This is a genomic window from Burkholderia pyrrocinia (genome assembly GCF_018417535.1).
Lineage (GTDB): Bacteria > Pseudomonadota > Gammaproteobacteria > Burkholderiales > Burkholderiaceae > Burkholderia > Burkholderia pyrrocinia_E.
Genome location: NZ_CP070977.1, coordinates 655,475 through 675,962, shown reverse-complemented (window position 1 = coordinate 675,962; position 20,488 = coordinate 655,475). Strand labels below are relative to the sequence as shown.

Below are 20,488 nucleotides of genomic sequence, written 5' to 3'. Positions count from 1 at the left end.
ATATCACCCGAGATACTCGAGACGAACGCGAGCGGCGTATTGCATCGGTGTGGCGCCGGACGATGCGTAGTTGCTCGTCTGGTACTGAATGGTCGTACCTGCCTTGACGTACATCATCTGTGAGCCAAGTCCGAACGCACCCGGCGCATTGGCCGTGTTCGTCGACGTCATCGTGGTAGCAGACAGCGCCACTCCCGAATCGTTATCGGTCCATGTGACGCCGACGTTGGGAAGCGTCGAAGATGTCGTTGCCGCCTGCGTTACGACGGCCTGAGCTGACACTCGGTACCATCCGGCGCCGTTGGCGGGAACCGTGTAAAGAGTCGTCGACGAAATGTTTGCCGCCTGCGTCAACTGAACGGCAGATGCGATTTGGACAGGGACACCCTCGGCAACGAGCGAAAGGCCACCGTATGACGTCAGCGCATTGGAGATTTTCGCAATCGTCGGATTCGGATAGTTGCCCGATAAATCTCCGCCCGCGGGGCCACCTGGTGCCTGAGGCTGCGTCGACAGAGTGTTGAGTGCACTCTGCGTCTGATTCGCGACACTGATGATCGCCTGCTTCAACGATGCGGGATCCGCCATCCCACCGAGAATTTGCAGGATCGACTGCGCAATCTGAAATTGATCGGCCATATCACCCTCTCGGCATGGAGGTAGGAGAAGCGAGTTGGTCTGGGTGAATCATCCCGGCCGGGCCCTGCGGCCGTGGCTGCCCCGGCTGCGCGCCGGCACGCGGTGTACCCGCGACACCTGACCCCGCGCCGCCGGGCACGCCCGGTTGCCCTTGCGGCTGCTTCGGTGCCATCTGCGCCTGGAGCTTGGCCTGCATGGCCTGCTGATGCTGCTGAATGTGCGCGCGGAACAGGCCTGCCGCGTCGCCCGTGAGCTGCGCGGCCTGCAGGTGCGAGGCGATGTGCGCACGATCGTCGTCCGCCTGGTGAATCTCGGCCGGCAGACCGTTGTGCATCATCAGGTTCTCGTCCTCGGGCTCGAGATGGAACAGGTTCCGCTCATCGATGAGGATGCGCGGTGCGACCTCGGGCCCGAAGATCTGCTCTGTGCCGTACTCGAGGATCGGGCCGATATTCAGGCGTCGGCCGTCGAGCTGCTGCGGCGGGATGCCGCGCAGGACGTTCATCCACGAGATCATCTGCTGCATGCGCTGCAGGTTCTGTTGGTACGATGTGCCACACCAGCGGAAGAAATAGCGCTCGCCGAATGCCTGCGGCGGGATCGTCTGCAGGTTCGCGCGCGCGCCGACTTCGCCGAGCACTTCCACAGTGAGCTCTTCGGTGCGGAACTGACGATCGAGTTCGAACATCCATTCGAGCAGCGGATTGAGGATCACTTCCTCGTACCGCTTCGCGTTGTCGATGATGTTCGACTCCTGCGACTGCATCTGCGCCGCCATCTGCGCCTGATTCTTGCGCCCCACCGGCGCTTTCCCGAGCATGGCGTCGTTGACGTCCATCGACTCGTTGATTTCCTGCTTGATGCCCTGGCAGAGCATCATCGCGTCCTTGTAGATGGCCGGGAAGTTCGCGAATTTCGTTTTGTTCGGGTCCGTCAGCCATACCGCGGCAAGCCCCACCACCATCGATTGGTAGTTCGGATTGGACAGCGGGTCGACCATGGTGATCGGCAGCAGGCTGTACTGCGCCGAATCCTGCCCCATGTTCCAGTAGTCGTTCAGGTTCCACTGCAGGAACTTGACCGGTTCGATCTTCGAGATGCCGAAGAACGAACCCGTGATGCGCTCGATCGGCGCCGAGATGATCGGCCGCTTGCCCGACCAGAACGGGTTCCGGATGATCCCGAGGATCACGTCCTGCCCGGCGAAATACACGAAGCACGGCTCCTTGCCGTTGCCCAGATCCAGGTTGGTGTGGACCTCGTAAATCAGCGCGTACTTGAACGTGCCTTCCGTGCGGATGCCGGCGTCACCGGTGCGCTTCTTCGGCGGTACGTACTTCTCGCGTCCGCCGTCCGGCTTCGCTAGATTGTCGATCAGCTCTTTCGCTTCGACGCCGACGAAAACCCCCTCGTCCACGAACCGTTCCACGGCGTCGATCGTCAGGCGCAGCCGGATCGCCGTCGCGGTAGCCTTCTCGATGTCGTTGCAGGTCGGCGGATAGACGGCCAGGTCCTCGGTCGCGAACTGCACGATGTCCGGGCCTTCGGTCGTGACCTCCTTCTCTTCCTTTTCCCAATCCCAGTCGTCGTCATTCGCGGCGAGGTCTTCGACCTCCCCACCGAGTTCATGGTCCTCGAGGATCGGCGGCTTCTTGATCAGCTCGGTGATCCGACGTTGCGTGCGCGACCAGTCGACGTAGAGGTTCCACTGCCCCGTCACATCGCCGGCTATCAAGTCGGCGCGCACAACGTCCTTGACCATCGCGGAGCGGATGTAATGCTCGAGCAGGCTGATCTGCGCGAACGGGATATTCCCGTCCGGGCCGGTCGCGCCGACGTGCTTGTGGTTGACGGGGAAGAGCTGCGCGATCGTTCGCTTCACACGCGCGTTGACGGCGTTGCGCACTGCGGGGATGTAGCACTGGGAGTTGCCGGAATACTGCTGATTCTCGTCCGGCTGAGCGTTGTAGATGGACCAGTACTCTTCGCAGCGGTCCATCTGCTCCTGCTTGTTCTGGTAGCACTTCGCGATCTTCGGGTACAGCTTCGCGGCTTCGGTGTAGGCGTCGGAGTCAGGCTGGTCGGCCCAGTTCTCGATGTCTTCGCCCGTCTTTTCAGCGTCAAGCGCCCGCGCGTCCAGTGTTTCGACCGCGGGCTTGTCGTCCTGCTTCTTCGGCTTTTTCGGGCGCACCATGGAGAGATCAGCCGATGACCTTGCCGGCGAGCCGCCGCGCGGCCGAGCTGCCCGTGTTGCGGTCCTTCGGCGTGCGCTTCGGGCGGTCGTCGTCGTTCGGCTTCTTCGCACTCTTGCCGAAGAAATCTCCGACCGGGCGCGACTCGGAGCGCGTGCCCTGGTATTCGCGGGGCTTCTTCACGATCACAGCCCCGACTTCGACATCTTTTCGCGCATCGGGCCACCCTGCATACGCTCGCCGACCTTCTCCGGCTTGCCGTACGCGCCGCCTTGCTGCTTGCCCTTGTAGAAATCCGACGGGCGCTGCGACGGCGCCTTGGGTGTGATTTTGCGATCGACTGCCATGGTCATCTCCGCGGCAAGGTGGTCAGGTAGCTCACGCCTTGCGGATTAACGCCCATGTTCACGCCTTCCGGCAGGACGTCCGCTTGCTGCGAGCAGATCACGTACACGGCCGCCTCGAGGCCCTCGACGAGGGTACGGTGCGGACTGGTTTCGGGGAGCGTATTCCGGTTTCCCGCGCGATCGACCGGATAGTTGTAGCCACCGGCCATCGCATTGAGCGAGTGCTTCGCACCCTCCTGATCGACCTGGAACAGACGCCGTCCCTTGGCCTCGGTGCGGATCAGCGGTGACAGCGCACCGCGCGCGACATTCACGTACGCGCCGCGCATCGGGTATAGCCCCGCCGCGCGCAGCGCCGGCACGATCGGCATGCGGTCGGCCTGGTCGAGCACATCGGCCGGCAGCCATGCCGTCACGCGTGCGCGCGGGAATGCGGCACGTACGAGCTGCGCGATGTCAGGCACCGCCTCCTTCGGCGGAACGGGGGAGATCCAGTCCGCAACGACTACGATGCGCTGTCCTTCGATGCAGACGAGTGCCGCGGTGGTTTCCGTGCCCGTCGCGTTGAACGTGAGCGCGAGCGGATGCTGCTGACTCGGCTCGTACTCGGCGACGAGGTTCCACTGCCCGAAGTCTTCGTACACGGGCACCCCCGAAAAGACGCGCTGGAAGTACGCGAGCGCGTTCAGAATGTCGCGCTTGCCGCTGGGGAAATTCAGGATCTCGGCGACGAGTTTCGGGTGCGCGCCCTGGCCGCCGACCAGCACGATGTCGCCAGCCTCGAAAAAGGGCTGCATGCCCATGATGAACTGCGTTTTGTCTCGGTCCTGTGGCGCGGACAGCGGGCGAAGCGCCAACGTCACGCCGCGGCGAAGCATTTCGGCGCGCATCGGCTGCAGCAGCCATTCATCGAGCGAGTTCTTCTCGATCGCCACTGTCGCATTGCCGTAGCGCGCCGAGCTCGTGAACGCGTCGGCGATCACCTCGTCGGGCTTCCAGAACTCGCCCGAACTGGCATGCACGAAAATCTTCGTGCCGAGGCGACTGAGCACCACGCGACCGGTGCGGTCGCTCTTCTTCAGGTCGGTGGTCCGTGCGGGATCGGTGATCACGACTTTCGGCAGCCACGGCGCCGGGTCCACCGCGCACTCCCGGATGTGATCACTTTCGAACGGCTTGTCCTGGCTGCCGATCGCCAGGAGCATGTATTCCTGCATGAAGCCGCGCAGTTGCCCAGCCCGCTCCATCTCGTCGCGCTTCCGACGAACCCAGTCCATCGGATAGCGCTCCGGCCACATCGCTTCCGCAGCGGGGTCGTCGATGTCGCCTTTGCAGATCGGATAGCGTCGGCTCATCCAGTCCGGGTTGTCACGAAGCCGGGTGATCATGCAGTCCTCGGCCAACGGCGTCCCGGTGACCCGGATCTTGCCCTTGACCTTGTCCATCGCCGGGATCAACTCGAGGTACAACTTCCGCATCGAAGCATCGACCGCCGACTTATCCTTGACCCGCTCCTTGTTCTCGATGTCGTCGAGATACGCTCGGTCGGGACGGATGTCACGCCACTTGAAGCCGCGGAACTCTTCTTCCCATCCGTGAGCCTCGAGCAGCACGCCGTTCGAAAGCTCCATCTGGTGCTCGTTCCAGACGCGCCCCGACTCCTTCAAACGACCGAAGAGTCCCTGTAGCTTCGTATTGCGGGTCGCCTCGAACTTGATCGCCTCGAGACGCTGGCAAGCCTTCGTGTACGTCTCACCGATGATCAGGCAGTAACCGAAGTTGCCGAAGCACGCTTCGATCAGCAGGTGTTCCTCGGACAGCGTCGACTTCGCCCCTTCCCGAAACGCCTCGATCAGCACCCACTCGTCCGCACATCGCCAGAGGTCCATGACTTCTACGTGAAACGCAGGCGACGCCTGCGGATGACGATGCGGGAACAGCATTGCCGAGCCGAGCGCCCGATCATCCGAGATCGCCTTCAGCAACGCACCGTTGGTCAGTCTCATTGCAGGTACTGGTTCGCCACGAGGATTCCTTCGAACCCGGCATATGCGGAGGGCGGCGTACTGGTGATGCCAGTAATGCGCGTGGTGAGCGCCGTTTGCGATGCGATCATCGTGCCGGTCGCAACTTGGCGTTGGGTCGGGGTGAACGGGATCGTCGGGTATTCGTTGGTCGTGGTGATCAGCCCCGCCGGCGAGATGCGCGTAAAACTGAACGTCACGTTGACCGTCGTTGCAACCCCACCGACCGCGAAGAACAGATCCGTCACGATCAGCGTGAAGCCAGTCGGAACCGTATAGATCGCCTGCTTCGCATACCCGATACCAGCGGTCATCACCGCTTGCGATACGCCAGCGCCAGCCAGCCGAAGCGTGAGCGTGCCGGCGTTCGTATTGCCGCTTCCAGCCGTCGCCACCTGGACGCTGTTCACGCGAAGGTAGCTGTTGACGAGCGCGACGGCGCTCGTTCCGTTGAGCGTGACCGTTTCCTGGATCGCGTTGAAGTTCGCGTCCAGCCCCTGCACTGTCACCGTGCGGGCACCGGTGCCGGCCGCAGCGTCATTCGCAGACGACGAGATGATCTCCAGCGCTTGCGCCGTCGTCTGGAACGGATATGCCCCTTGCCCTACCCAGACATCTGCCCCCGCCGCAGGAGCGCCGTTGAATCCATACATCGCGACGCGCGTATGACCCGACGCGCGACCCAGTGTCGCCCCGAATGGAAAATTAATCGCTATCGGATCAGTGCTGACCGACTTCACGTAACCGTTGCCCATCTCTCACCTCCGAATCCTTGGTCAGAGGCGATCATCAATGTTTTTCCCGCGAGCGGATTGGGGAGAGGGTCCGCAAAATTTCGTCACCCCGGTCCGGAGGCCCCAGGGTGGTCCCAGAGTTAGGATTTAGTAAGGAATAGATGAGAATCGATCTCATTAGACCATGATAATACCCTGTTTCGACTGATAGCACCCATTATGTCAAGTTTAGATGCATCGCACCAATTCAATATAATCAATGAGTTAGGCCATCAAATCGGTCGGACGATGCGACGATCACGACGAATGCGATGCAGCATGAAAGCTTTCTAATGTGACAGAAAGGAAAATGAATGGATTGGGCCGAGGCAGGAAACGGGTATTTTTGAGGCTCGCAGGACACCTTCTTGCGCCACCTTTCGTCCTCTTCCGTCATCCCTGCCTGAGCCTTTTCTCGCGCGTATGTGCGCGCACGCGAGGGAATGTCTTCGCTCAGTCTCTCGACATCCGAAACCTGCTACCGTAGCGCTTGGCGATCAGTGGGTCGTCCTCACATGGAGCAGACCGTGGACCATGAAACCGAAGCGCGACTGACTGCGCTGGAGACGATCTTCATTGAACTGGCGAAGCGCAACTCGTCGATCCGCGATGACCTTGAAGCCCTCATTGGTGAGCAGTACCGCGCCGCAGTTCAGCGATCGCAACAGCGGGCATCGGGTGGATTCCAGACTGGGGTGCTATGTGACCCGAAGCCGTTCGTAGATCGTGAAGCCGCCGCAGCGCTCGCGAATGCATACCGTTCTCTCGCGGATAAGCTCGGTTGGTCGATCTGAAGCACCAATCAATGGACGGGCGCGTAGGTGATCTCACCAATGCGTGCCTCGTACATCCATTCGTCGCGATCGGCGAATCCGTTGATTTCCGCGCAGTAGTCCGCTATCTGCTCGAGCGTCGGCGGAGTCGGCGTCGAGATTGTGGCAAGCAGTGTGCCGTCAGATGTGAAGATGGCGTACGCGATCATGTTCAGCTCCGGACCGATGGAAAGGGCGCAACCTCCCACCCGCTTTTTTTGAAGCGTTGCTAGGCCGCGGCGGGTATATCCGGCTTGGTCGACCTGCTGCGCCTTGGTGCGTTCAGCCATTCCGGTCGGTCCTGGCGGTGCTTCTCCGCCATTCAGCCACGTTTATCGAGCTGGCGCGACACCAGTTGTTCGGGCCTGGGCTAATGGGCCCCCGTCTGGCGTTTCTTCTATCCCGCGCTGCCTATTTGCGGCATCTGCTTCGTTGGCGATCTGGCAGACGCGGCACACCCATCTCTTCCCTTTGGCTTCACGCAGCATGGCGACGATGTTCAGTCGCCAGAGGCGCTTGCATTGCGGACAGATGGAGGATTCGAGGCGCATTCCAGAAAAGAATGCCCGGACGTGCCGGGCGAATCACCGTAGTGAAGGAGACGCGACCACGTTAAAGCTGTTTCCCGCGCTGGACGATCCCGCACATGATCCGGTGCAATTCGGCCGGAGTAACCTCGTCGCGATTTTCGCGAATGGTCGGCAGCGGTTTGTTCGTCCTGGCGTAGAGCAGGATTACGCCGCGCCTGATACCCTTTGGTCCGCTCGATTTGGAGTAGGAGATGGAGTTGGCGATGTACGTATAGCCTTCATCGGTCAACGCCGTGAGGTATTTCGAGATCGTCCCGCGGGGCACACCGATCTGCAAACCGAGACTCGCCTGGGTAAGCATCCCCTGCTGCTCCAGCAGGCCGCAGATGCGATGTCCGACCAGATCCGGATTGGACAGGTTGCGCAGCGAGATCACGCGAGCGCTCCTGTCCAGGACAACATCACTCGGTCGAGTTCCGTCGGCTCCGGGATCCGGAACGGCGCCGAAACTGCCACCTCATCGCGCCGCCGGCGCTCAGCAATGCGTGCGGCCTTCGGCGTCAGAGGCACGACGGCAGGGATCGGCTTGGCGGTACGCGTATATCGCTTCGGTGTTCCAGACGCTCGAACGAATCCCGACTCGGATAACGCGTCGAGTTGACGCGCAGTAGCGCGCGGATGAATCCCACGGGCCTCGGCCAACTCGTTGATCGTCATGGCGCCCACGCGCTCGAGCAGAGCGCAGATCTGGCGCTGCGGGGAACCGTCACGTTCAATCTGCTTCACGCGACCTCCGTCGTCCCGGCCTGACTGAACGGCAGGTACACGAACGGCCGGCGACTCTCGCTCGGCCCGAACTGCATGCAGTCGCGGTTGAAGAACAGCGCGAGCGACCGGCGCTGCGTTTCTCCGTTTCGTGCCTTCAGAAGCGTGAGGAATGCGTCCGGTTCGTCGACACTTTGGTCATCCTGATCCTTCTGCGCCGACCACACCGAAAACACGTTGTCCGCGGCATCCGTGATCTTTCCGCTGCCGCCGACATCCATCTTCCCGGGACTACGCCTTTCGTCCTGCCCCTTGCGCGGGTGAGCGACCAGGTGCACGTGGACGTTGTATTGGCGCGCGAAGTTGGCGAGCATCCGCATAGCCTCCTTCTGCGCCGTCATCGCACCGTGACCGTCCTCCGGGACATCGGTCATCATCAGGCTGTCGATCACGAAGTGGCGGATCCCGTAGCGCTTGAACCCGTACGTGAAGACCGTCACCAAACGCTCGATTGCCGCGACCCCAACGAGATCGAACACCCACATCCGGTCGCGCAGCCACGTCCCCATATGATCGAGGTAATCGGGTGACGGTCGATCCAGGCCCCCCAGTTGCTTTGCGATCCGCTTGCCCTGCATCTCCGGCTTCATCTCGCCAGAGAACACACACGAGCGCTCCCCCTGGCACATCAAGCCGATCAGCACCTGCCCGAGCAGCAATGACTTGCCATGGCCGTTGATACCCGTCCAGACCGTCACCTCGCCGGGACGGAACTCGAACCAGAGTTCGTTGCGACCGCAGAACGATAGATAAGGCCAGTTCTCGTCCTCGTACGCCGGATAGAACATCGACTTGACGTTCGACCAGAAGCGCTCGATCGACTTGAGCTCGTCCGGATCGAAGCCCGACGCCTGATCGCAGCAGCGGCGGAAATCTTCAGGCGTAGCGCCGGCAAGCAGGTAGTCGTTCGCGTCATTCGACTCGCCGAAGAACACGACACGGCAGCGCTCGATACCGAGGCGGTTCGCGACCTCGTGCGCCCCTTTGCGGCCGGCCTCGTCGTTGTCGAAGCAGAGCAGGATTTCGCTGAAACGCTCCAGGCGCTCCCAATCGCTGTCGATCCACTGGTGATTGCCGGCACCGGCGTTCACGGACAGCGCGGGAATCCCGACCTGGTGCAGCGTCATGGCGTCGATCTCCCCTTCTGCGATCGCGATCACGCGCACGCCGGGGTCGATCAGGTTCCAGCCGAACAGGCACGGCTCGGCGCCGGCCTCCTGCCGCATGTCCTTCTTGTCCGCGATGTTCCGGTACTTGGCGTTGATCAGTTCGCCGCCGCGGAGGTACGGGAAGACGATGTGCGTCTTCGGCCCGTTGGTCTGCTCGGCGATCTGAAACGCCTTTACGGTTTCAGGCGTGATCCTGCGGCCGTTGAACCATTCGTCCAGCAGGCTCGTCGGCCTCGTCGCCTTTGGCCGTGCCGGACGTTGGTACGTCGGAGCCAGCCGCTTCGGCATGTCGTCCCGCACGCCGAGGAACTGCTTTGCCTCGCGCATTGCGTCTGCTACGGACAGCGACCGGCACGCGCACCAGAGATCGAGCAGATCGCCTGCCTCGCCACTGGCGAAATCCTTCCATACGCCCCGCTTCGCGCCGCCAAGGCATACCGACAGGCTCTGGCCTTTCTCGCCGGCCGTGCTACCGGTTTTCCATTCCTTGCCCGACTTGCGGCCGTTCGGCAGCAGGTACTCGGCGATCGTTTGCGCGTTCTCCGCCAGCAGCTCGGCGAGTTCGCGCGCGTTCATGCGGGCACCCCCGTCCGGACGCCGTTCGCCCAGAGGTGCGCAGATCGCTCGCTGCAACCGGCATTGGTGGCCTGCCACTGGTACGTGAAGCCCGCGGCCTTCCACCACGGAACCGCGCCGCCGTCGAAGAGATCCCCCTTTGCACTCGGCTTTGCGTACTCCTCGAAATGCCGATCACGACCGAAGAACGTCGACGCCTGCTTGACGTACGGCGTGCCGATGTTCCCTGCAGCCTTCATCGCCGCTGCGTAGCCCACAACCGCAGCGGCCAGCACATCCGGATCGATGCCTTCACGGATCCGAGCATTCCATGCCCGCTGCGCAGCCTGCTTCGAATTCGAGCCTTCACGCTTCGGATACTGCCGCCATGCTTCATCGAACTTTTCGTCAACGACATCGCGCTTGGCTGACGTGTCAGCCGTACTCTTTGATGTAGTCTCTGTAGTAGTCTTTGTCTTATTAACGACTTGCGCTTTCGCTGCCCCGCGGACTGCGGAATCAGCCTCCCCCGAAATGCGCTTTCCGCAGTTCGCGGATTCCAGCATCTCGTTCAAACGAACCAAGTCGATTCGGTAGTAGACGCGATGTTCGAGCCGCTTGTTCGTCTCGATCAGCACGCCACGCTCGACCAGTTGCTTCCGGGCCGTGGCCTGCTCCCGATAAGTCATGCCCGTCTCAGTCTCGATTTCCTCGACGGTCTTGTACACGCCGAGCTCGGACGCGGCCTTGTCCTGCCAATAGAAAATCTGGCTGAAGAAAAGGACGGCGTTGACGCTGCCGAGGTGCTTCACAAGGCCCGGGTAGTACGCAACGGGATGCCCGAGATCGAGCAGGTAATCGGTGGCAGCCATCAGTGCCTCGACAGACGGAAGAAGTCATAGACGCGCTGCGTGGTTTGCAGCGACAAGAGGCCCGCGCCGTATGCCCACAGCAAGGTGCGCTTGAGAAGCGTTTTCATTGGCTCAGCCCCCGCGCGCGCTCCATCCGAGCAATCTGGGCAGAACTCCTTGCAGAGATCTCGGCCTGCATCTCGAGCCAGCGCTGTCGACGCGTGTCCGGATCACACGACGCTTCGATCAAGCGCCCGAGTTCGGCGATACGCTTCTCTCGCGCCTCGTCATCAACAACTGACCGATCATCTTTAACGCGTCTCATACCTGCCATCCTTTCCCACCACTTCCTAAGCAGTGCGAATTAGACAAAACAAAAACCCCGCTTGGGGAAAGCTGCCGGCGGCCAAGCCGGTTCGGTTTGCCGGAGGGTTCGGCTTACCTCAACTCTCCCCAAGCGGGGCTTCCCTCTCTGTCCATCGATTGGCGGTCGATGTATATAGGCTAACTCGGTTTCCCTTGCATTTTCGGTGCAAGGGAGCATCGCCAGCCGCAGTGAGTGATAGTGGTCCGAATCAAGCCTAGCCACTGTCCACGGTCAATTATCTTCTCTTCGACCGGCGACCCCGAGCGGAGATGTCGGTTTAAGAGACCCCACTGCACCGCTCCAAGCCCGCCAACCAAGACCGCCAACACTTTGCTGGAGGTGGACGAAAGCCTTGTAGTCGTCGTACCGGAAACCACCTCAACCCGTCCTGAGAAACCGATCAACTGCGTGGTGTTCTTGAACTTTTCGATCAAGGAGACTGCCGCTACGATCAGGAACTTGTCGGCAATGTTCGTGTGCAGCATCACGTCGATCCCCCGTCTTTCAGGTGGGAATCCGCACCGGCAGTAGAATCGTGATCGCGACAACCACATAGACCACTATCCGGGGGATTCCCATGGACGTTTCGCTTCTGAATGCAGCTGTAATGTCGATTACAGCCGCGAAGGAACTCGGCAAAGCGGCGATCGGTCTGCGAGATTTCAACGAGCTTGCGGCAACCGTCACCCAACTCAACGATCAGATTCTTAAGGCTCAGGACAGTCTCTTCATGCTGCAGGGCGAGCTGTTCCGGGAACAGCAGAAATATTTCGAGGCTGAGAAGAAGGTCCGCGAACTGGAAAAGCTCATCGAGGATCGGGGAAAGCTCGTTCTGGTCGACATCGGCCGTGGACTGCGTGCGTATCAAATCGAGGATGACGGCGTTCCTGGTGCTGAAGGATCGCCAGCTCGATCTCAGCCGCTCAACATCTTCTGTCAGCCATGCTTCGACGGGAAAGGACTTCGATCCACTCTGCAGCCCCACTTGTACATGGGAAGCTTCACCGGATATGAATGTCGCGTCTGCAAGGAACGTTTTCTGACCGGGGATCTTCCGCCCATCACGACTCTCCGGACCGAAAACCCGATGGCTCGTCGCTAACTTCACGCCGCCTCCCGATCTTCCTGCGGCGCCACGACGTAGCTGAGCGGATCCGCCAGCCAGCGATGTACTTCGGCGTTGCTGTAGCAGGAGTGCGTGCGGCTCATCCGGATCGGCTGGGGTGCCTTACCGGCGAGCCCAAGCTTCCGCCACGACTCGCGGCACATCGGAATAAAGGGCGCGATCTGCGCCCACTTGGAGAGGCCGACCCGCGGAAGGATCGGCTCGGTCGGCTTGCCTGATTCGGCTGGCGCTGCTGTCTTCTTCACTTTCGCTCACCGTTGGTAGATTTGGGCGATGAGCTATGTTAGTTTCGTGAATCTCAGTAAGAAAGGGACGAAAAATCCTCAAATCCTTTCCGGAACAAAAATTTTGATTATGTCATTCCGGTGCAAAATCCACTCTGTTTTCATTCCGCTTCGTTCAGCGCTTGAGACAGCAATGCTTCGATGTACGCTGAACTAGATGCAGAAAGCGCAAGTGGCGCCACAACCTTACGCACCCGCTCTGACAGGCTGACGCTGTACTCGTCTGGGAATAACGCCGAGCCGATCATCTCATTTGTCAATCTATAACCATTAATATGAGCCCAAAACGTCAGATCCAGATAGCCTAATATCTTATTTTGATGCCACCGCTCAAAATCAGCCTCAGTAAACTTTCTCTTTATATTCGGAACACCGAGCTTCTCTCGGGTAGTACGAAGCCACGCTCTAAAATCTTCAATCAACTTTTCTTCAGAAGCGTACAAATCAACGCTAACCAGAACCTCACCAGATATATCAAAGCCTAGATCTGTGAGCATTTTCCACGCGGGGACGTCCAGCTTTTCATATGCTTTACTTGCTTTCTCACCAAAATTAGATTCACCATGAACTTCTTCATCCATAGTTGTCAATGCATCTCGATACGATGAATCCCCGCTATCATATATTCTTAAAATCCATTCACCTGTAAGGTAATCGTATGCGGTCTGATCTAGAATCTGAGATTTAAATACATTCTTCGAAAACCCATCACCTTCCGAAATTTTCATCCGAGGAAAAATTGGCCTCTCCAACACGCGATCGGCCCCTCCCTTCAACTCATTGGCATAGTATTCTCCATGCGAAGCCATGCTTTTGCGCAACGCTCGATGCATAAGATTGCTGTACCAATCTTGCGCATTAAAACTCGCGCACTCATCGTATTTTTCCACCTGGAACGATTTAGGCAATTGAGCCAATTGCAGTTCGGATTTCTTTTCCATTGCGTTCCCGCACGCAAATCCTTAAAAGGGACCGTGCCAACAGGGTAAGGGATCCCTGCTTTCGCCCCGTCGAGCTAGGCGCGGTTAATTAGATTATGCCGCACCGATTCGGCGCGGCATGTTGCAACGCAGAACGTCAATCCGTCGGCAAGTAATCCGGATCCTCCAGTTCGGGGATCGGGTCCCAGCTCTCGAAGAGCGGCCCGCATCCCTCAAACGCGTACATGTGGAAAAGCAGTGCCAGAGAATCTTCGAATCCGGCCCGCTCGGCGCCATCCAGGCTCGTGACGGCCTCGCGAATCTTCGCGGCAGTCTGAAGTGGGTAATTGTGCTCCGGATCTGCCCTCCACTCCCGAAGCTTGGCAACTAACGTCTCAGCGCCTACCCGGTACCCTGGAGGCAAGTAGCGCTTAGCCATGACCGACCTCCTTCGCACCTTCCTCGGCACGGCGACGCAGTTCGTAATCCGCCTCGCTGGCAACGAACGTCAGTTGCCCGATCGCATCGATCTGGTTGGCAATATTCCAGAGCACCGAGGGAAGGTCGTCGTCCCACAGCGCTCCGGACTGAGCGCCGTCACGAGTCTGGTCCTCCGAGATGAGGCAGCCAAGGCCGGTCACAATGCGACTTAGATTGGTCGCCTCCGTTACTGCCTGTTCGCCGGCACATGTGAGGAAGAGCAAGTCAACTTTGTCGAGCGCTTTGAAGTCTGTCCGGCCCATGAAGAACTCGATGACGCCCGCGGCGGCCGCCACTCGATTAGACATGATTCACCCCATTCAGTCGCTTGTTGACCGAACCCGCAAGTTCCTCGAGATTGCTGACGGCGACTTCGGAAAGCATGCTCGCCGCAATGAGCAAACCTCCGCTCAGATATCCGGTTAGAACCGGCCGATCGCAGTCATGCGCCACGCCGTCGGCGATCAAGATACGCGTGATCGCGTCGATCGCCTGGAACGACTTGTAGCACTGGTTGAGGTGAATCGATGCACTGACGCCGGTGATCAACTCCGCGCCTTCGGGAGTGAAAAGGTCGAACTTCTCGGACAGGTTGTTGAGTTCGACTTCATCGATCGATGCGTCGATAACAGCGTGCCCCCTGTTGTTGTCTTGGGGAGTTTGAGCAGGCTTGACGGTAGACATGGCGGGTCCTTTGTGATCAAAGAACCTGCGCCCTCATCGCCAAATGAGGGTGGGCAGGCAGATAGCAAGGTTGGCGAACCGGACACAAAGGAACCCGGCATACCCGAAGGTATCCCCACCACTGCCCGCCCGTTGAACTGGACGCACGTGTAGTGTGCAGACGAAAAAATACCGCCATCTGGCGGTCGTCGTCCGCCTTTGTGAAATCAGGTCGCCAAACCCGTCGCTTGTTGTCTCAAGCGCAGTTGAAGATTATGTCCCGTTGGTTTCGTCGTCAAGCAGAAATTTGTAAACCAGCCCGGCCCCTGAGGTGCACATCACGAAGTTCGTTCACCCCCGTGGCAGCTTAACGCGCAACGCTGCCGCATCGAGATCACGTGCGATCTCTTCTGCCCATTGACGCCAGTCTTGATAGCCTTTCGCCGGCACGCCACCAGCCAACATTCGGCGATCCAGTTCAGCAAGATACAGACGTAGCACGTCGGATTGTTGCCATGATTGGGCCTCGCGCACCAATTCGTCTCTCCTTACCCTTTCTGCTTCAGCTAGCTTTTGCTCAGCAAGTCTTTGCTTCTCCTTCTGCAGACGGAGCAGTTCTTCCTCGTTGCGGCGCTGCCTATCTTGTGCCCACTGAGCGACCTGCGCTATAGAACGTGCATGCCGCTTCTCCAGCGCCTGCATGATCTTGGCCATGCCTGTCGCAGATTCAGCGAAATCGTCTTCTCGGACGACAGTCTCGCCAAGTCCTTCCTGCTCAACAATGAGATCGAGTCGACCAGAAGGAACCGTGTAGCGTTCCTGAACAACTTTATTCAACGAACGATCTTTGCTATCTCGAGTACGGACTTTGATTCGCTCGATCAATCTCAGGCTCACGGAAGCCCCACCTCGATCTAGACAAATGGGAGTCTTTCCATCGCCCTTCTTCACGGAGAATCCTGCGTCGATCGCTGCCAATACAGTGTCGTTCAGGAGCATCAGTCCGCGCTCATATGTGTTCAGCGAAACCCGCATCACTTGCTTGCCGTGAGACGTATCTAATATTTTCCCGCTCGCAACAAAGTATTCCCAGCTTGTATGAGAGTCGTCTCGGTACGGATAGCTCTTGCCGGGATGCGCCTGCTCCCAATCGTAGCGGCTCTTTGCAGCTCGCACCCCTGACGCTCTCGCCTCCAGTTGCTTTTTTATCGGCTGAATCGATGGATGCCACTTGTAGCCGGCCGGGACGACCACCGGAGGGACTTCCGGTTGTGATGGTTTAACACCAAATATTCTCTCCACTAACGGAGGCTTGGGTGCCGACCGACGTATATGCTGCCGGGGATGCGGCGCGTCTCTCTCGACCAGTGCAGCGACGTTTAGAAATGTTGCTTGATCGGGCTGCAGCGGCTGCAACGCGGTGCGCTCCATCACCTTGCCGGCCGCCAGGGCGCCCCAGTACCCTTGGGGAGGCAAAGGCACATTCAGCTGAATGCATGCCCATCGGATCGCGTCGCGCGATACTCCGTATCTCTTGCCAAGTTCGATCATCGGCATCTGCCACACAAGGTCATAAAGCTCGCCGCGCTCAAGCGTCTGCATCGACCAATCCTTCTATGCACATCGTTCTTTTGCCTCCACGTGGGCATGCCTGCTTCGTGGCAGGTAGAAGAAATCTATAGCTACTTCGTCCAGTTGATCCCACGGCTACGCTCTGGCCGATCGGGATTTAGCACATTGTTGATCTGTTCCCACGTGATCATCGGCGTTCCGTCGATGCGCCGAGGCGCCTTGATGCCGAGGGCGCGCTCGATCCAGCGGATCTGGGCGGCACCCTGCTTCAGCCCGCCCGTCAATTCGACCAGTTCTTCTTTCGTGAGGATACCCATCGGTGTCTATCCCATGACCCTTCGTCAATGCATCAAGCTATGTCCGCGCGCGTGTAGATAAGAACGCTGGATCTCTCGATCGCGGCCTTGATAGTTGGCGTCTCGTCGCCGTCAAAAAACTCCAGATCGATCTCGAACGACGCAAGTCCCGAAATCTCGGCATGCCACGTCTTCGTATCGAACATCCAAGTCGCCAATGCATTGCCATTTACGCCGTCGATCTCGATAGCGACGTCGAGGTCGCTGTCCTCGCGAAAATCGTCGCGTACACGGCTGCCAAAGATGAACACTCGCCGGATGATCGGCTTTGTAACTGCCCATCTTGAGATAGCCGTTGCAGCCAACCGAACGTCGTTCTCCATTGCCTCAACTCGTCGCAATCAAACGGTCCACAAACTGTATCAGTTCGGCGCGAGTACGGCCGCCATCTCATCCGCGGGGTAAAGCTGCAGCATCGCACGCGCCGCTTCGACATTCGACGTCATCCGCCTAACCATCCGTGGCTCGGGGGCCGGCCGCGCAGTCAATGCTCCACGAACTGACGCCACTGCGGATATTGCTCGAAAAACGATTCGTCCAGTTCGGCAACGTACAGGGTTGGAGACGACATGTTGGTCGTCACGTATGGCTCGAAACCTGGGTCTAGACGTGGATCGGCACCAACCGAGGCCGACCAGGCGGTGAAATCGTCGCGGAAGTCGAAAACGTCTTCACGGGGGATGCGCAGTTTGATGGCAGGCATGGGACGCTCCGGGTCACGAAACAGCGTCATCATCGCGCAGGCCTTCAGATGTGAAAAGCCCCGCGCGGAGGCGGGGCTTAACGGAGCAGCTCGATAGAACGATCAGTGATGGGCCTTCATCCATGCCTTTGAGCCGAAAATTCCTTTGAGAAGTGCAGGAACATAGAGATCCACGTCCAACTCCGGAAAGTAGAGCCCATCCCCGAATGGGGACAATTCGATGTACTTCAGTTCCCGTGCGCTGGCCCGCTCTAGACCCTGAACTTTCGCAGGGTTGAAGTTAAATTCCTTGCCGTTTGACAGCTTGACGATCACGTTTTTGCCGTCGAAGTGGGCTTCCGTGGCTGCAGGTGAATCCTTGAGCCGAGCCTCCATGCGCTCTTCCGCGGCGCGCACATCGTCTTCAGTGATTGTCATGGATTTCTCCCCATTTCGCGCAATACTCAGCGACATGCTTGTTTAGATGATCCTCAATGTCCTGAAGTTCTTTGGACGAAAAACCTTTACATTCCCTAAGGCTGACGGGTCCGCCCGGACAGTTCAGGAGAAAAACGGCCGACTTTCCAGGCCCGTTGACATGGACATGCGCTGGTCGATGGTCGTTTGAATAGATTACGATTCGCCATCCCCGGAGGGTATCCACAGTAACCATTGGTCAGTTCTTGTCTTTTATTACTTGTCAAGTTACACGAGGCATAATGTGCGATATCTAGGTGTAAACCCTATTACATCTCCGCCCCGCTTCCCCTCACTGACCGTAAATTTTCTGGACACTGCGCCGCAAATCTCACAGGTTTGACTGCAGATAGTCGCCCCACCATTGCATCATCTTCCGGCGTTCGGGCAGGTATTCGGCGTGATTGTACGCCGCCCGGACGCCGTCCCGCTCGCTATGCGCAAGCTGGCGCTCTATCCAGTCCCGGTTGAAATTGTGCTCGTTCAGGATAGTCGACGCGAGGCCGCGGAAGCCGTGCCCGGTCATCCGTGAGTGGTAGCCCATCCGGTACAAGGCGTACAGGATCGTGTTCTCGCTGATCGGCTTCTTGGAACTCGATCGGCTCGGGAACAGGAACTGGCTATGGCCGTTCAGTTCGCGCAGCTTCGCCACCACCTCGAGCGCCTGCTTCGACAACGGCACGATGTGCGGCGAGCGCATCTTCATTTTCTCGGGCGGGATCCGCCACTCTTTCTTCTTTTCGTCGATCTCGGTCCATTCTGCGAATCGAAGCTCGCTCGTTCGGACGAACGTCAGTGCCATGAATTGCAGCGCCAGCCGCGTCTGGTAGTCGCCTTCGTATGCATTGATCTTCTGCACGAGCTCCGGAAGCTCAGCCTCACTGACGCGCCTCATGTGAACGACGGTACGGGTCTTCAACGCGCCGCGCAGATCGGGTGCAGGGTCACGCTCCGCCCGGCCGGTGGCAATGGCATATCGAAAGATGTGACTCGTTGTCCGGATCGCCTTGTGCGCCAACTCAATCGCGTCACGCGCCTCGATCTTGCGGATGACTTCGAGCAGTTCCGGCGCCGAGATACCGGCGATCGGTCGCGCACCAAGCACCGGAAATAACTCGCGCTCGAGCAGCTTTATGATCCGGTCCGCGTGGCGTTCGCTCCACGCCCCCTTCCGCTGCTCGTGCCACTCCCGAGCAATGGGCTCGAACGAGTTCGCGCGATCGAGACTGCGCTGCAGCTTCACACGCTTCTTTTCGTGCGAAGGATCCAGACCACCGCGGAGCTGTTCCTTGATCTCGTCGCGAGCCTTCCGAGCTGCCAGCAGGGGCACGGCCGGATAGACCCCGAGGGCCATCCGCTTCTCCTTGCCGTCGATGCGATACTTCAATCGCCAGTACTTCGACCCGCTCGGCATGACCTCGAGGTACATGCCCTGGCCGTCGGCCAGCTTGTAGGACTTTTCGCGAGGCTTGGCCGCACGGATGGCGACATCGGTAAGGGGCATTTGAGCATGGGGGCATTTCGATGCCCCAGAACAGGAAAACTGCCCCCTACGATGCCCCCCGATTCCGTGGGTGTCAATGGGAAGTGATGGGCAACACTGGTAACAAAAAGCCCCGTAAGTGCTTGACTGACGGGGCTTTTTGGCCAAACATGGAAATGCTTGGGAGTATATGTGGTGCGTGAGGCCGGACTCGAACCGGCACACCCTTGCGGGCGTCAGGACCTAAACCTGGTGCGTCTACCAATTTCGCCACTCACGCGCATTTTCTGTCGCCTGACCGCGCGGCACGCAAGATGCGTTCTCCACGCGCCCGGGACTTCAAGCCGGCCTGAAAACCGGCACGCCCGAACAGGCGAGCGCGAGATTCTACCCGATCCGTGCGGCCTTGTCTCGCCCTGCCGGCACCTGCCGTGCAGCGGTGCTAGAATGCCGCGCTCGACGTTTCGGCACCGCGCCGCCGCGCGTCCCCCGAACCCGCCCCCACCCGATTCCGCCCGTGAACTTCGACGACTACTGTCAGCAAAAGGCCGCCCCCGCGGGCTCCAGCGTCTACTACGCGTTGCGTCAGGCGCCCCTCGCCACGCAGCCGCGCCTGACGGCGCTGTTCGCGCTGCGCCGCGAACTCGAGGAAACCGTCAAGGAAACCAGCGACCCGACCGTCGGACACACGAAGCTCGCGTGGTGGCACAAGGAGCTCGCGGCGCTGGCCGCCGGACAGCCGTCGCACCCCGTCACGAAGGCGCTCGCGCAGCATCATCCGGAGATCGCCGCCGAGGCAGACACATTACGCACGCTCGTCAACGGTTACGGAATGGACCTCGAACAGGCGCGCTACCTTGATTTCGCGAACCTGCAGCGCTATATCGCGCAGGTCGGCGGCACCTTCGCGTCGCTGGTCGCACGCGCCAGCGCCGCGAACCCGGCCGACCCGCAGCCGTGGGCCGCGGACGCCGGCCGCGCGCTGATGCTCGCACAATTCGTGCAGGAACTCGGCAACGACGCGCGCCACGGCCGCATCTACCTGCCGATCGACGAACTGCAGCGCTACAACGTGACCGCGGCCGATCTGCTGAACCGCCGCTACAGCCCGGCCTTCACCGAGTTGCTGCAATTCCAGACGGCGCGCGCGCGCGAAGCGCTCGCGGCCGTCGATGCAGCGATCCCCGCATCCGAACGCCGCGCGCAGCGCACGCTGCGCGCTCAGATCGCATTGGGCGGCGCGCTGCTCGACGAAATCGAGCGCGACGGCTACCAGGTGCTGCACCAGCGCATCGCGCTGACGCCGATCCGCAAGCTGTGGATCGCGTGGCGCGCCGCACGCCGGCGCTGAATCCGGCGCA

Annotated in this window: 27 protein-coding genes and 1 tRNA gene; 3 read left to right on the top strand and 25 right to left on the bottom strand. The window is 59.8% G+C overall.

The window, feature by feature from the left end; translation table 11 throughout:
- Positions 1 to 3: 3 nt before the first annotated feature.
- The 6 genes from JYG32_RS03180 to JYG32_RS03155 form a co-directional block, all read right to left on the bottom strand.
- On the bottom strand, positions 4 to 639 hold the full coding sequence (locus tag JYG32_RS03180; protein WP_213264616.1) for a hypothetical protein: 636 nt from the start codon (positions 637 to 639) through the stop codon (positions 4 to 6).
- A 1-nt stretch (position 640) separates the two neighbouring features.
- A complete protein-coding gene (locus JYG32_RS03175) occupies positions 641 to 2,638 on the bottom strand; it encodes a hypothetical protein (RefSeq protein ID WP_249744616.1) in 1,998 nt (665 codons plus the stop codon).
- A gap of 202 nt (positions 2,639 to 2,840) precedes the next feature.
- The gene (locus tag JYG32_RS03170) at positions 2,841 to 3,014 is read right to left on the bottom strand and encodes a hypothetical protein (RefSeq protein ID WP_175692948.1); all 174 of its coding nucleotides are present in this window, start codon (positions 3,012 to 3,014) and stop codon (positions 2,841 to 2,843) included.
- Between the two features lie 2 nt (positions 3,015 to 3,016).
- Complete coding sequence (locus JYG32_RS03165; RefSeq protein ID WP_213264615.1) at positions 3,017 to 3,178, bottom strand: hypothetical protein; 162 nt, start codon at positions 3,176 to 3,178, stop codon at positions 3,017 to 3,019.
- Positions 3,179 to 3,180: 2 nt separating this feature from the next.
- Complete coding sequence (locus tag JYG32_RS03160; protein WP_213264614.1) at positions 3,181 to 5,184, bottom strand: hypothetical protein; 2,004 nt, start codon at positions 5,182 to 5,184, stop codon at positions 3,181 to 3,183.
- On the bottom strand, positions 5,181 to 5,957 hold the full coding sequence (locus tag JYG32_RS03155; protein ID WP_213264613.1) for a hypothetical protein: 777 nt from the start codon (positions 5,955 to 5,957) through the stop codon (positions 5,181 to 5,183). The genes JYG32_RS03160 and JYG32_RS03155 overlap by 4 nt, the downstream gene beginning before the upstream one ends.
- Positions 5,958 to 6,502: 545 nt before the next feature.
- Between JYG32_RS03155 and JYG32_RS03150 the strand changes: the two genes are divergently transcribed.
- On the top strand, positions 6,503 to 6,769 hold the full coding sequence (locus JYG32_RS03150; RefSeq protein ID WP_213264612.1) for a hypothetical protein: 267 nt from the start codon (positions 6,503 to 6,505) through the stop codon (positions 6,767 to 6,769).
- Positions 6,770 to 6,777: 8 nt separating this feature from the next.
- Here the strand turns inward: JYG32_RS03150 and JYG32_RS03145 are convergent, their stop codons facing one another.
- The 6 genes from JYG32_RS03145 to JYG32_RS03120 form a co-directional block, all read right to left on the bottom strand.
- A complete protein-coding gene (locus tag JYG32_RS03145; protein ID WP_213264611.1) occupies positions 6,778 to 7,077 on the bottom strand; it encodes a hypothetical protein in 300 nt (99 codons plus the stop codon).
- A gap of 322 nt (positions 7,078 to 7,399) precedes the next feature.
- Entirely contained in the window at positions 7,400 to 7,753 is a 354-nt protein-coding gene (locus tag JYG32_RS03140) for a hypothetical protein (protein ID WP_213264610.1), read from the bottom strand.
- On the bottom strand, positions 7,750 to 8,103 hold the full coding sequence (locus JYG32_RS03135; protein ID WP_213264609.1) for a hypothetical protein: 354 nt from the start codon (positions 8,101 to 8,103) through the stop codon (positions 7,750 to 7,752). The genes JYG32_RS03140 and JYG32_RS03135 overlap by 4 nt, the downstream gene beginning before the upstream one ends.
- Positions 8,100 to 9,887, bottom strand: a complete 1,788-nt coding sequence (locus JYG32_RS03130) for a toprim domain-containing protein (RefSeq protein ID WP_213264608.1) — start codon at positions 9,885 to 9,887, stop codon at positions 8,100 to 8,102. The genes JYG32_RS03135 and JYG32_RS03130 overlap by 4 nt, the downstream gene beginning before the upstream one ends.
- The gene (locus JYG32_RS03125; protein ID WP_213264607.1) at positions 9,884 to 10,738 is read right to left on the bottom strand and encodes a hypothetical protein; all 855 of its coding nucleotides are present in this window, start codon (positions 10,736 to 10,738) and stop codon (positions 9,884 to 9,886) included. The genes JYG32_RS03130 and JYG32_RS03125 overlap by 4 nt, the downstream gene beginning before the upstream one ends.
- Before the next feature lie 103 nt (positions 10,739 to 10,841).
- Positions 10,842 to 11,042 carry a hypothetical protein gene (locus JYG32_RS03120; RefSeq protein ID WP_213264606.1) on the bottom strand — a complete coding sequence of 67 codons (201 nt, stop codon included), beginning with the start codon at positions 11,040 to 11,042 and terminating at the stop codon, positions 10,842 to 10,844.
- Positions 11,043 to 11,661: 619 nt separating this feature from the next.
- Here JYG32_RS03120 and JYG32_RS03115 point away from each other — a divergent pair.
- On the top strand, positions 11,662 to 12,186 hold the full coding sequence (locus JYG32_RS03115) for a hypothetical protein (protein WP_213264605.1): 525 nt from the start codon (positions 11,662 to 11,664) through the stop codon (positions 12,184 to 12,186).
- A 2-nt stretch (positions 12,187 to 12,188) separates the two neighbouring features.
- Here JYG32_RS03115 and JYG32_RS38805 read toward each other — a convergent pair whose 3' ends face one another.
- The 13 genes from JYG32_RS38805 to JYG32_RS03050 all read right to left on the bottom strand — a co-directional run bounded on the left by JYG32_RS38805 (position 12,189) and on the right by JYG32_RS03050 (position 19,407).
- Entirely contained in the window at positions 12,189 to 12,455 is a 267-nt protein-coding gene (locus tag JYG32_RS38805) for a transcriptional regulator (protein WP_249744574.1), read from the bottom strand.
- 140 nt (positions 12,456 to 12,595) lie between these two features.
- Positions 12,596 to 13,435 carry a DUF6387 family protein gene (locus JYG32_RS03105; protein ID WP_213264604.1) on the bottom strand — a complete coding sequence of 280 codons (840 nt, stop codon included), beginning with the start codon at positions 13,433 to 13,435 and terminating at the stop codon, positions 12,596 to 12,598.
- Between the two features lie 136 nt (positions 13,436 to 13,571).
- The gene (locus JYG32_RS03100) at positions 13,572 to 13,853 is read right to left on the bottom strand and encodes a hypothetical protein (protein WP_213264603.1); all 282 of its coding nucleotides are present in this window, start codon (positions 13,851 to 13,853) and stop codon (positions 13,572 to 13,574) included.
- On the bottom strand, positions 13,846 to 14,202 hold the full coding sequence (locus tag JYG32_RS03095) for a hypothetical protein (RefSeq protein WP_213264602.1): 357 nt from the start codon (positions 14,200 to 14,202) through the stop codon (positions 13,846 to 13,848). Before JYG32_RS03095 ends, JYG32_RS03100 begins: the two co-directional genes overlap by 8 nt.
- Positions 14,195 to 14,578: a hypothetical protein gene (locus JYG32_RS03090; RefSeq protein WP_213264601.1), complete on the bottom strand. Its 384-nt coding sequence runs from the start codon at positions 14,576 to 14,578 to the stop codon at positions 14,195 to 14,197. Before JYG32_RS03090 ends, JYG32_RS03095 begins: the two co-directional genes overlap by 8 nt.
- Positions 14,579 to 14,908: 330 nt before the next feature.
- Entirely contained in the window at positions 14,909 to 16,159 is a 1,251-nt protein-coding gene (locus tag JYG32_RS03085) for a hypothetical protein (RefSeq protein WP_213264600.1), read from the bottom strand.
- 80 nt (positions 16,160 to 16,239) lie between these two features.
- Positions 16,240 to 16,446, bottom strand: coding sequence for a DUF4224 domain-containing protein (locus JYG32_RS03080; protein ID WP_213264599.1), 207 nt, complete (start codon positions 16,444 to 16,446; stop codon positions 16,240 to 16,242).
- 32 nt (positions 16,447 to 16,478) lie between these two features.
- Positions 16,479 to 16,808, bottom strand: a complete 330-nt coding sequence (locus tag JYG32_RS03075) for a nucleotidyltransferase family protein (protein ID WP_213264598.1) — start codon at positions 16,806 to 16,808, stop codon at positions 16,479 to 16,481.
- 161 nt (positions 16,809 to 16,969) lie between these two features.
- Complete coding sequence (locus JYG32_RS03070; RefSeq protein WP_213264597.1) at positions 16,970 to 17,188, bottom strand: hypothetical protein; 219 nt, start codon at positions 17,186 to 17,188, stop codon at positions 16,970 to 16,972.
- A gap of 102 nt (positions 17,189 to 17,290) precedes the next feature.
- On the bottom strand, positions 17,291 to 17,605 hold the full coding sequence (locus tag JYG32_RS03065) for a DUF2442 domain-containing protein (RefSeq protein WP_213264596.1): 315 nt from the start codon (positions 17,603 to 17,605) through the stop codon (positions 17,291 to 17,293).
- Positions 17,592 to 17,840: a DUF4160 domain-containing protein gene (locus JYG32_RS39660; protein ID WP_213264595.1), complete on the bottom strand. Its 249-nt coding sequence runs from the start codon at positions 17,838 to 17,840 to the stop codon at positions 17,592 to 17,594. The genes JYG32_RS03065 and JYG32_RS39660 overlap by 14 nt, the downstream gene beginning before the upstream one ends.
- Before the next feature lie 135 nt (positions 17,841 to 17,975).
- A complete protein-coding gene (locus tag JYG32_RS03055) occupies positions 17,976 to 19,148 on the bottom strand; it encodes a tyrosine-type recombinase/integrase (RefSeq protein ID WP_213264594.1) in 1,173 nt (390 codons plus the stop codon).
- A gap of 172 nt (positions 19,149 to 19,320) precedes the next feature.
- Positions 19,321 to 19,407 (bottom strand) — tRNA-Leu (locus JYG32_RS03050).
- Between the two features lie 237 nt (positions 19,408 to 19,644).
- Here JYG32_RS03050 and hpnD point away from each other — a divergent pair.
- Positions 19,645 to 20,478: a presqualene diphosphate synthase HpnD gene (hpnD, locus tag JYG32_RS03045; protein WP_213264593.1), complete on the top strand. Its 834-nt coding sequence runs from the start codon at positions 19,645 to 19,647 to the stop codon at positions 20,476 to 20,478.
- Positions 20,479 to 20,488: the final 10 nt, after the last annotated feature.